The sequence below is a fragment of the Streptomyces sp. PU-14G genome (assembly GCF_041028275.1).
Lineage (GTDB): Bacteria > Actinomycetota > Actinomycetes > Streptomycetales > Streptomycetaceae > Streptomyces.
Map to the genome: position 1 here is coordinate 1 of NZ_JASKYT010000245.1, position 10962 is coordinate 10962.

The 10962-nt window shown below is 71.2% G+C and carries 10 protein-coding genes; 7 read left to right on the plus strand and 3 right to left on the minus strand.

The window, feature by feature from the left end; translation table 11 throughout:
- Window positions 1-31 precede the first annotated feature (31 nt).
- The 5 genes from AB8Z75_RS24210 (at window position 32) to AB8Z75_RS24230 (ending at window position 6472) form a co-directional block, all read left to right on the plus strand.
- Window positions 32-1579 carry an NAD(P)/FAD-dependent oxidoreductase gene (locus AB8Z75_RS24210; RefSeq protein ID WP_369205391.1) on the plus strand — a complete coding sequence of 516 codons (1548 nt, stop codon included), beginning with the start codon at window positions 32-34 and terminating at the stop codon, window positions 1577-1579.
- Between the two features lie 177 nt (window positions 1580-1756).
- Complete coding sequence (locus tag AB8Z75_RS24215; protein WP_369205393.1) at window positions 1757-3238, plus strand: peptide MFS transporter; 1482 nt, start codon at window positions 1757-1759, stop codon at window positions 3236-3238.
- Window positions 3239-3334: 96 nt separating this feature from the next.
- Window positions 3335-4498, plus strand: coding sequence for a hypothetical protein (locus tag AB8Z75_RS24220; protein WP_369205395.1), 1164 nt, complete (start codon window positions 3335-3337; stop codon window positions 4496-4498).
- A gap of 139 nt (window positions 4499-4637) precedes the next feature.
- Window positions 4638-4811 (plus strand): hypothetical protein, encoded by a 174-nt coding sequence (locus AB8Z75_RS24225; protein ID WP_369205397.1) that lies wholly within the window; start codon window positions 4638-4640, stop codon window positions 4809-4811.
- Between the two features lie 305 nt (window positions 4812-5116).
- Window positions 5117-6472, plus strand: a complete 1356-nt coding sequence (locus AB8Z75_RS24230; protein ID WP_369205399.1) for an APC family permease — start codon at window positions 5117-5119, stop codon at window positions 6470-6472.
- A 31-nt stretch (window positions 6473-6503) separates the two neighbouring features.
- Here AB8Z75_RS24230 and AB8Z75_RS24235 read toward each other — a convergent pair whose 3' ends face one another.
- Entirely contained in the window at window positions 6504-6986 is a 483-nt protein-coding gene (locus AB8Z75_RS24235) for a MarR family winged helix-turn-helix transcriptional regulator (RefSeq protein ID WP_369205401.1), read from the minus strand.
- 108 nt (window positions 6987-7094) lie between these two features.
- On the opposite strand from AB8Z75_RS24235, the gene AB8Z75_RS24240 reads away from it, so the two are divergent.
- Entirely contained in the window at window positions 7095-7838 is a 744-nt protein-coding gene (locus AB8Z75_RS24240) for a dienelactone hydrolase family protein (RefSeq protein WP_369205403.1), read from the plus strand.
- A 3-nt stretch (window positions 7839-7841) separates the two neighbouring features.
- On the opposite strand, the gene AB8Z75_RS24245 is transcribed toward AB8Z75_RS24240, so the two are convergent.
- Complete coding sequence (locus AB8Z75_RS24245; RefSeq protein ID WP_369205405.1) at window positions 7842-9308, minus strand: APC family permease; 1467 nt, start codon at window positions 9306-9308, stop codon at window positions 7842-7844.
- Window positions 9302-10132: a carbon-nitrogen hydrolase family protein gene (locus AB8Z75_RS24250; RefSeq protein WP_369205407.1), complete on the minus strand. Its 831-nt coding sequence runs from the start codon at window positions 10130-10132 to the stop codon at window positions 9302-9304. Before AB8Z75_RS24250 ends, AB8Z75_RS24245 begins: the two co-directional genes overlap by 7 nt.
- Window positions 10133-10460: 328 nt before the next feature.
- Between AB8Z75_RS24250 and AB8Z75_RS24255 the strand changes: the two genes are divergently transcribed.
- The coding region (locus AB8Z75_RS24255; protein ID WP_369205409.1) for a GntR family transcriptional regulator at window positions 10461-10962 on the plus strand (502 nt) is incomplete at its 3' end.

The following is a 10962-nucleotide window of genomic DNA, read 5'->3' on the forward strand; positions in this document are numbered from 1 at the left end:
CTACCGAGCCCCGCCCCCCCCCCCCCAGGTAATGACCACGTATCGCAACGGCGAGGTCTCGCACTGGATGCGGAACTCCGTCCGCCCCGGTACTGCCGCGCGAAGTGAGGCCGCCGAGGCCGCCGAGGCCGCCGAGGCCGCCGCCGAGGCCGCTGAGGGCGCTCAGGCCGCCGATGTCGCCGATGCCGCCGAGGCCGTGAGCGGCGGTGCCGAGGGTGCCTCTGCCCCCGCTCTGCCGACCGAGAACCAGGACCTCGTCATCGTCGGTGGCGGACTCACCGGGCTGTGGGCGGCCTACTACGCCTCACTCGAACATCCCGAGTGGGCGATCACCGTCCTCGAGGCCGAAGAGGTCGGCTACGGCGCGAGCGGCCGCAACGGCGGCTGGCTCTCGACCCTCATCCCCGGCAACCGTGCCGTCTACGCCAAGTCCGTCAGCGCGGCTCAAGGCAACGGACTCGAAGCCGTCCGCGCCTTCCAGCAGGCCATGTTCACAGCGATCGACGAGACCCTGGCCGTGCTCGACGCCGAGAACATCGACGCCCACCAGGCGCAGGGCGGCAACCTCAAGGTCGCCCAGACGCCGGCCGGCATGGAACGCATCCGCGCGACCTACGAGGGTGACCTCACCTACGGGTACTCGACGGACGACGTCAGGCTTCTCTCCGCCGCCGAGACCCGGGCCCGGGTCAACGTCGACAACGCGGTCGGCGGCATCTTCTACGAGCGCACGACCGCGGTCGATCCCGCACTGCTCACCCGGGGGCTCGCCGACGTCGTCACCGCCCGCGGAGTGCGGATCTGCGAGAACGCGCGGGTCAGCCGCATCGGCGCGGGCTCCGCCGTCACGAACCGCGGCCAGGTGCACGGCACTACCATCCTGTCGTGCCTCGAGGCGTACTCGGGCACGATCGGCAGCGACGCGCCCGGCCTCGGCGCCCGCCAGGTGATCCCGGTGAACTCGTCGATCATCGTCACGGAACAGCTGCCCGAGGAGACATGGGCGCGTATCGGCTGGGAGGGCCGGGAGTGCCTCAGCGATTCCGCCCACACCTTCGTCTACGCCCAGCGCACCGCCGACGGACGGATCGCGATCGGCGGACGCGGGTCCCCTTACGCCTTCAACTCCGGTACTCCGGGCAGCGGTGCTGTCGACGAGCGGACCGTCGCGCAACTGCGGCACAAGCTCAGGGTCCTCTTCCCCGGAGGCGACATGCCGATCGCCCACGCCTGGCGCGGAGTCATCGGCGTCACCCGTGACTGGTGTGCGGGGATCTACTTCGACCCGGACAGCCGCATCGGCGTCGCCAGGGGCTATGCCGGGCACGGTGTGACGGCCACCCAACTGGCCGCCCGCACGCTCCTCGACCGCGCCGAGGGCAGGACGACCTCGCGGACGGAACTGCCGTGGAACGACCACGACTCCGGGCTCTGGGAGCCGGAGCCGGTGCGCTGGCTCGGCGTCCACGCGATGTACCGGCTGTTCGAGGCCGCCGACGGCTGGGAGCAGTCCCGCCGCGCCCAGCGGACCTCGCTCATCGCCCGCTTCGGCTCACGCCTGGCAGGACTTCATGAGTAACCGTGACTCCACGAGTGGCCAGGGTGCCGCGAACAGCCAATGCGCCACGAACGGCCAAGGCGCGTCGAACAGCCAAGATGCCGCGACCGGGCAAGGTGCCTCGAACGGCCAGAGCGCGTCAGCGCCTCCTCGCGGCGCCCTTCAGGGACGCCGGCTCACGACTTCCAGGACCACGCCATGACAGTGACACCCCCACGACCGCGGCTCGCCGCCCCCGACGAGTCCCGCGCCGTGCCCCGCAGCATCTGGAGCATGGCGTTCACGGAACTCTGGGAACGCTTCTCCTTCTACGGCCTCCAGGGCATCCTCTCGTTCTATCTCCTCTACTCGCTCGACAAGGGCGGACTGGACCTCGGGGCCTCCGCCTCGGCGGGGATCGTCGGAGCCTACGGCGGCGCCGTCTACCTCGCGCAGCTCGTTGGTGCCTGGATCGGTGACCGGCTCGTCAGCCCGAAGTGGGTGGTGCTGTGGGGCGGCGTCATCATCGCCTGCGGGCACGTCCTGCTGGCGGCCTGGCCCGGGCTGACCGGCCTCGGCGTCGGCCTGGTCCTCATCATCCTCGGCACGGGCGCCCTCAAGACCAACATCACCTCGATCGTGGGGTTCCTGCTCGACGGCCAGCCCGATGCCAAGCGCGACGCCGGGTTCTCCTACTTCTACATGGCGATCAACATCGGCGCCGTCGTCGGGCCGCTGAGCACCGGTTTCGCACAGAACCAGTGGGGTTTCCACTACGGCTTCGGGCTCGCTGCGATCGGCATGCTCGCCGCCATCGTCCAGTACGCACTCTCGCTGAAGAAGCTGCCCGAGCGGGCTGGACAGGTGAACAACCCGCTGCCCTCCGGCAAGCTCGTCGCCCCGATCGGCTACACGCTCGCCGCGCTCGCCGTCATCGTGGTGAGCTCGATGGCCGGGTGGCTCACGGCGGAGAACCTGTCGAGCGTCGTCACGATCGTGGCGCTCGTCGCCGCGGCCGGATACTTCGCCGTCATCCTCACCTCGGCCAAGGTGACCAGCGGCGAGAAGAAGCGGGTGAGCGCCTACCTGCCGCTGTTCCTGCTCTCCGGCGTCTACTTCGGGTTCCTCTTCCAGAAGTTCACGGCGATCTCGATCCTCATCACCGAGCGGGTCGACCTCGACATCGGGGGATGGTCGTTCCCCGTCGCCTGGATCACGACGGTCAGCCCGCTCTCGGCCGTGCTCATCACCCCGCTCGTCGCGCGCCTGTGGGGGAGGCTTGGGCGACGTCAGCCCAAGCCGGCGGCGAAGTTCGCGATCGGGCTCATACAGATCGGCATCGCCTACTTCTTCATCCTCGCCGTGTCGACCGTGACGGGCCACGGAACGATCCCGCTGCTCCTCATCCTTGCCTTCATGGCACTTGCCGGGTCGTCCGAGGTCTTCGTCGGGCCCATCGGGCTGGCCTTGGCGACGAAGATCGGACCGGCGAAGTTCCGGGCGCAGATGGTCGGACTGAACTTCCTCACCCTGGCGCTGGGATCGTCGCTGTCCGGTCTGCTCGGCCAGCTCTTCGCCGCGATCCCGAGCACCGCCTACTTCACGATCGTCGCGACGTCCGCGGTCGTCCTGGGCGGAGCGTTGCTGCTCGCGCGAAAGCCGCTGAACCGGTGGCTGTACGCGGGCCTGGACGCGCGGTAGCCGAGGCGGCGGGGAGAGCCGCCCTTGGAGGAGGGAGGCCGCCGGGCCACGACGGATCGGCCCAGGCCGGGCCTCTCCGCCCATGGTTGTACGATCATGCGCGCGACGACCGGCATTCGGTGGCCGGGAGCTGAGGGCGGGGAGAGCGGCGTGGGCAGGGGCGAGGAACACGACGGGGCGTCCATATCGGACGAGGAGTGGGAGCAGTTCCTCCGGGACGCGGAGTCCGGCGGGAAACAGGCCCCCAAGGAGCCGTCGGCGCGGGCGAGGATGGTGGCCAGGCGGCTGCGTGAGGAGCCTGACAGGCCGACGGGTTGGCGGACGTACGAGCCGGCCGGCGGGGGCAGGGCCACACGCCGGGGTGCAGGGCGCGGCGGAAAGCGGCTCTTGTACGGGGCAGGGCTTCTGCTCGCGCTCGTGCTGCTGGTGCTGGCGCTGAACCCCGCAGGGGTGGTCGGATGGCTCCCGGGCGCAAGCGACGAGCAGTCACCGCTCGCCGCGGACTCGGCGGCAGCGCGGCAACCCACCCTGCAGGAGCCCTTCAAGGGATCGCCCGCCCGTGACTGGAGCGACGGTCTGGCCGGCATCACCTTCCCCGCGCCCGACGCGACCGGTTGGATGACCAGGGCCCAGGTCGACCAGGCGCTGGAGAGGACTCGTGACTTCCTGGCGGCGTCCAGCCTGGACGCGGGCGTGCTGCGCGGAGAGCGTCCGGAGAAGGCCATCGCACTGATCAATCCGCAGCAGAAGGACGTACAGGACTTCCTGGACGCCGCTTTTCGCAGCCCGAGCAGGAAGAACAACCCGCTCATGCTGTTCAGCCGCTTCGATCCGGCGAAGGTGAGGCTCGCCGGGGACGTGGTGAAGACGCGAGGCCGTGTGACCTTCGGCGCGGGTGAGGACGGAGCGCTCGAAGTCACCGCGGACGTCACGTACGTGTACCCGGTGCTGGCCGCCGAGGCGGGAGCCGAGCAGGTCGCACGGACCATCGTGCGGCGCGAGGTCGTGATGAGCTGGGACGACCCGGCCAAGGTGCGCACCAAAGCGGGCACCTTCTCCCTCGTGTCGTACAGGGTGGACACCACCAACGGCGGCTGCGACGGCGTCAACGGCTATCTGAATCCGGAGTTCGGTCCCGCGCAGGCGGACGGAGAAGCGGCGACAGGCCCCGGCGTCGACCCTTACGAGCGGGAGACGTCGATGGACGAGCGGATGCGGGAAGCCGAGGGCGAGGGGTGCGGGAGGGCAACCCGGACGTGAGCGGGTGCGGGCCCGCCGAGGTGGCTCCCGCACGCGGACCGACGGTTCATCCTGGATGGCCAGGGAACCCCGGGGTGTGAGCGGAGCCGGACGCCGTGCGCTGCGCGGTCGTCAGGGCAGACCCCGAGGGAAAGTGATCATGACTGTTCCGGAAGAAAGCCGTCCGAAGACCGAGACCACGGATCAGGTGGTCGAGGAAGCCGCGCCGCCCGAAGAGCATCCGAGGACCCATTCCGGCGCCACGCTGCGGGAGGCCTTCGAGGAGGCGCACGTCAGCCCGGAGGATTTCGAGGAGAACTCCTCCGACCGCTGAGCCGCACGCCCGGGCCCCGGGAGGGGCCCGGGCCGCCCGCACCTTTGGGCGGTGCCTCGGGCGTCGGGGGCCGCCGGTGGTTACCGTCCGTACGCGTCCCGGCGGGGCAGCCGTCCGACGTCGGCGCGGCGCCTTGGAGGCCGCGCCGGGCGGCGCTGAACAGGGCCGAGGCCGGAGCGAGCCGGCCCCCCAAGGCCACTTCTCATCCGCATGCGACATGACGCGACCGGCCGCCCTGTTCCCCCGCCCCCTGCAGACGGTGGCTGCGACGGGTGTTCCGCGGCCGGAGCGGGCACACGTGGTCCATGAACCACACCCCGTCACCCTCGGTGAACCGCTCCTCCCCATTGCGCCAGACGGTCACCACCACGCTCCTGTACTTCTTCATCCTCGGTGACATCCTGGGCGCGGGGGTGTACGTGCTGGTGGGCCAGGTGGCCGCGGAATCCGGTCCTGCGGTGTGGCTGCCACTGGCCGCGGCCCTGTGTCTCGCCCTGCTCACGGCGGCGTCCTACGCGGAGCTGGCCACCCGCTACCCGCGCGCCGGTGGCGCCTCCCACTACGCCACCCTGGCCTACGGTCCGTTCGTCGGCTTCCTCGCCGGTTTCTGCATGCTGGCCGCTGGAGTGGTCTCGGTGGCGGCGCTGGCGCGGGGGTTCGCCGGCGACTACCTGGCCGAGTTCGTCTCGCTGCCCGTCGCGCTGGTGGCCGTCGTGTTCCTGGCCGCACTCGCGCTGCTCAACCTGCGCGGCATCAGCGAGTCCACCCGGGCCAACGCCGTGGCCACCGTCATCGAGGTCGGCGGGCTGCTCCTCGTCGTCGGACTCGGGGGATGGGTCCTCGCGCGCGGAGACGGTGACCTCGGCCGACTCGTGGACGTCGGCACGCCGGGAAGTGGCTCCGCCGCGGCGGTGCTCGGCGGAGCCGTGCTGGCCTACTACTCCTTCGTCGGCTTCGAGACGTCCGTCAACGTCGCCGAGGAGACCAGGGACCCGCGGCGCTCCTATCCGCGCGCCCTGTTCGGCGCGCTGGTCACGGCCGGAATCGTCTACGTGCTGGTCGGCTGCGTCGCCGCGGCGGCCGTGCCGACGCACCGACTGGTGGACAGCAGCGGGCCGCTTCTCGAGGTGGTCCGGGAGGCCGGCGGGGTGCCGCCGCGGGTCTTCAGCGTGGTGGCACTGGTCGCCGTGGCCAACGGCGCGTTGCTCACCGGCATCATGTCCTCCCGCCTCACCTTCGGCATGGCGCGTGACGGGCTGCTTCCCGGCGTCCTGACCCGGGTGCTGCCCGTGCGCCGCACGCCGTGGGCCGCGATCGCGGCCACCACCGCGCTCTCGCTTCTCCTCGCCCTGACCGGCAGCGTCGCGTCGCTCGCGTCCACGCTGGTGCTCCTGCTGCTGGTCGTCTTCTTCCTCGTGAACACCGCCGCGCTGGTACTGCGGCGCAGGCCGGCCGAGCGGGATCACTTCCGGTCTCCCGCGCTGGTCCCCGCGCTCGGCGCGGTGTCCTGCGTGGTGCTGGCGACGCAGGTGGAGGGCGAGGTGTGGCTGCGCGGTCTGGTCATCCTCGCTGTGGGGCTCGTCCTCGGCGCCGTCGCCGCGCTGCGGCGCCGGTACGGGCACGCTGACCCGGTGCGCGACGCCCCCGACGCATCGCGGTGACCCCGCCCGCGCGGTGCGGTGCCGACGCGGCTCAGGAGCCGCGGGTGTGGTGGTCAAGCAACCGGGTGGTCAACCGCACGAACTGATCGCGTTCGGCCTGACTCAGCGGTGCGAGCAGTTCCTCGTGGAGGTCGTCGAGCACCTTGTCGAGGCGGAGCAGCCGGCGGCGTCCTCGGGCGGAGATCGTGATGATGTTGCGGCGCCGGTCCTCGGGGTCCGGCACCCGCTGAACGAGGTCACGCTCGGCCAGTTCGTTGAGCACGCCGACCATGTCGCTGCGGTAGATGCCGGAGCGGGTGCTCAGCTCCGCCTGGCTGCCAGGGCCGTGCTCGTGCAGTGAGGCGAGCACGGCGTAGTGCCACTTGCGGGCGTCGGCCCGGGCCAGCCCCTCGTTGATCAGCCGGTCCGACCGCATGGTCAGCTGCGACAACAGCCGGCTCGCCCGCCGGCGCAGCCTGTCGGGCGTCCTGCGCGGGCCGTCGTCGGGCATCTCCCCAGCTTCGGCTCTGCTCATGACACCAACTCTATCGTTGCGTTAGTCAGACTAACGATGTACGTTCACTCGCGCCGCTACCGTTAGTCCGACTAACGGTGTCGCGGTGAACCCCGAGGAAGGAAGATCTTGCCCACCAAGACAGTGCGCATCCCCACCGCGGATGGCGAGGCCGACGCGTTCGTCGCCTTCCCCGACGCCGGCGGGCGGCACCCGGGGGTGCTGATGTACGCGGACGCCTTCGGCATCAGGCCGGTGCTGCGGGAGATGGCCCGCGAACTGGCCGAGCACGGCTACTACGTGCTCGTTCCCCACTACTTCTACCGGCAGGGCCCGGCGCCTGTGGTCGCACTCCCCGCGTACATCGGAGAGGAGGTACGGCCCGCGATCGTCGCCCAGTTGATGCCCCTGATCGAGGCGCACACCACCGCACGTGTCCTGAGCGACGCCGACGCCTACCTCACCTACCTCACCGCGCAGCCCGAGGTCGCCGCCGGGCCGGTCGCGGTGACCGGCTACTGCATCGGCGGCCTCCTGGCGATGCGCACCGCCGCGGCCCACCCCGACCGCGTGGCCGCCGTCGCCAATTTCCACGGCCCCGTGGCCGACGGACCCGAAAGCCTGAAGCACCTCCTGGCCGAACTCACCGCCCAGGTCCACCTCGGCCACGCCGAGACCGACATGACGCCCGACGCGCTCGACGAGCTCCATGCGGCGCTGGACGCCGCGGGCGTCGACTACACCTCCGAGATCTACCCCGGCACCGTCCACGGCTTCACCATGTCCGACACCGCCGCCTTCGACCCCGCCGCCCTGCGGCGCCACTGGGACCGCCTGCTCCCGCTCCTCGCCCGCACACTGGCGGGCAGCTGACGCTCAGGGCGTTCCGGCGTCGGGGGAGGCCGGTCGCGACAGGTCCCTGGCTCCCGGTCCACGAGCGACGCCCGCCCCCAGCGCCACGAAGGGGATGAGCGCCAGGACCGTGCTGAGCAGCACTCCGCCGCCGGTGACCAGCGTGAAATTGGTCAGCACGAGCCACATCGCGACCAGCAGGCCCAGGACGGCGAGTGCCGGAGCGACGCGGGTCTGCCACAGCTTGCCCCGCGCGAGCTGGGGACGGCGGACGAAGTGGGCCAGTACCGCGACGGAGGTGACCAGCATCAGAACCACCATGCCGACCGTCGAGACACCCGCCATGGAGCCGAACACCCCGGCGAGCGGGTCGAGTTGGCAGGCGGCGCAGAGCGCGACGAGCACACATGCGGTGATGCTCTGGGCAACGGAGGAGGCGGAGGGCGACCGGTGGCGCGGGTGGACGGCACCCAGCCGGGCGGGCATCAGACCCTGCCGGGAGAGGGTGAAGGTGTAGCGGGCGATGACGTTGTGGAACGACAGCACGCAGGCGAACAGGCTGCTGAGCAGCAGGACCTGCATCAGATCGCGCAGCGTCGCGCCGACGTACGACTGTGCGGTGTCCATCAGCATGTCGCCGTGGCCGTCCACCGTGCGTTGCGCGACCGCCGAGGCGTCCGCCGTGCCGGCGGCCAGGACGAGTGCCCAGCAGGAGACGGTGTAGAAGCCGCCGATGATCAGGACCGCCAGGTAGGTCGCGCGGGGGATGGTCCGTTCGGGGTCACGGGCTTCGTCCCGGAAGACGGCTGTCGCCTCGAAGCCGATGAAACCGGTGAGCGCGAAGAGCACCGCGATGCCGAGCGGGCCTGAGGTAGCCGCGTGCGGAGTGAACGACTCCCCGCTGATCCCGTGCGCACCCCCGCGCGCGAAGATCACCGCATCGAGGACGACCACGACGGCTATCTCCAGCACCAGTGCCACGCCGAGCACCTTGGAGCTGAGCTCGATGTGCCGGTAGCCGAGGAGCGCCACGCAACCGAGAGCCAGCAGCGACCAGACCCACCACGGCACCGACGTGGGGCCGCCGAAGAGGGAGAGGGCGTCGGCGACCGCCCCGCCCAGGTAGCCGTACACGCCGACCTGGATGGCGGTGTAGGTGACGAGCGCCACCGCGGCCGTACCGACCCCCATGCGCCCGCCGAGGCCGCGCGTGGCGTAGGCGTAGAACGCGCCTGCTTGCGGAACGTGCGGCGTCATGGTGACGAAGCCGACGGCGAAGACCAGCAGCAGCAAGGAGGCCAGAGCGAAGCCGACGGGGGCTCCGGCGCCCGGGCCGCCGGCCACCGCGAGGGGGACGTTGCCGCCGACGACGGTCAGCGGGGCGGCTGCCGCGATCACCATGAAGACGATGGCACCGGTACCCAGCCGCCCACTGAGGTCGTGGGAGCCCGGTGCGTCGTCGGCGGGTGCGCGGCCGGAGTCGGTCAGCATGAGGAGTCCTTGGCGTCGCGGGTGGCATGCGGAGCGCGGCGACCGACGGGCTCGTCGGTGTACAGGTCCACGCGGCGGTCGACGAGGTAGGGATTGGCGTGGCGGGCCCGCGCGACGACGTGCGGATCGACGGTCGCGCTGAGCAGGCTGTCTCCGTGCTCGGCGCGGTCCAGTACCTCGCCGGAGGGAGCGACGAGGCAGCTGCGGCCGACGTACCGCAAGTCGCCCTCGGCGCCGTCGTGGTTGACGTAGGCGACGTAGAGCTGGTTCTCCCAGGCGCGGACGCGCAGCAGGTGGTCGGCCACGAAGGCGTACGGCTCCATCTGGGCTGTCGGTACGGCCACCAGGTCGGCCCCGGCCACGGCGGCGGCCCGCACCGTTTCGGGGAACTCCACGTCGTAGCAGATCAGCAGGGCGATACGGACACCCTCGTAGTCGACGAGGGAGGTGAGCCGGTCACCTGGGGTGAAGGAGGTGCGGTCGAGTTGGCCGAAGAGGTGGGTCTTGCGGTGGCGGCCGAGCACCTGTCCGTCGGGGCCGACGAAGACGGCGGCGTTGTAACAGGCGCCGTGCTCGCGTTCGGGCAGGCCGACGACGAGGGCGAGGCGGTGGTTCCTGGCGATCTCCCGCACCGGTGAGAGCAGGTCGGTGGCCGCCAGTTCGTGCACGCGCTCGCCGATGTTGTAGCCGGTGAGGAACATTTCGGGGGTGATGAGCAGGCGGCTTCCCCGCGTCGCGGCGCGGGCGCAAGCGGCGTCGAGCGCGCGTAGGTTGGCGTGCACGTCGCCCGGTGTTCCTGCGGTCTGGAGTGCGGAGATCTTCATCGGCACCTTCGCATCGGGGTGAGCACGGCGGGAGGACAACCGTGAGGCGCGTGTGACGGATGGGGCGGACGGCCCGGGGGAGTCGGATGGGCCGCAACCCGGCGGTCATACAAACATGCTCACTTTGACCACGTAAAGGGTTCGGTGGATCGGCCACCGCTCAGCGCCCGGCGGCGGGCACGAGCCGGTGGTCCCTCGCCGTCCTCGCCGAAACGCGGTGGCGCGCCGGGCCTTGGGGCCTCTCGTCTGGAACTTGCTGGACTCGCGGGCCCCGGAGCCCGCTCCCTGATCCAGCCGGATCCAAACGCAAGACCCTTAGGCTGTCCCGATGGCATCCGAGGTTGGTGACAGCGCCGCCGGGCCGCTGAGCCGCGGCCCGTTGACCGCGATCCGCCGCACCAGCGCTCTCGACACCGTCAGAGCGCGCATCTCCCTCGCCGTCGACCTGGGTCTGCTGGCGCCGGGGGAGCGGCTGCCGAACGTCCGCGCGACCGCTGCCGCGCTGGGTGTCGGCGAGATCACCGTTCGCCGGGCGTTCAGTGCGCTGGAGCGGGAGGGAATCGTGCGACGACGCCCCGGTCGCAGCGGGGGGACGTTCATCGCCGAGCAGCCGCGGCTGCACGCGGTGGCGGAGAGCGCCGCCTACCGGGAAGACGCCGCGCGGGTCCGGAGGCTGATCGACGAGCGGGTCGTCATGGAGGCCGGGTTCGCACACCTGGCCAGCGAGCGCATCGACGCGGACACACTCGGCGTGCTGGACGCGGCGATCGCGGAGATGGACGCGGCAGCCACCTGGGCGGACTTCCACGCGTCGATGCGCTCGCTGGCCA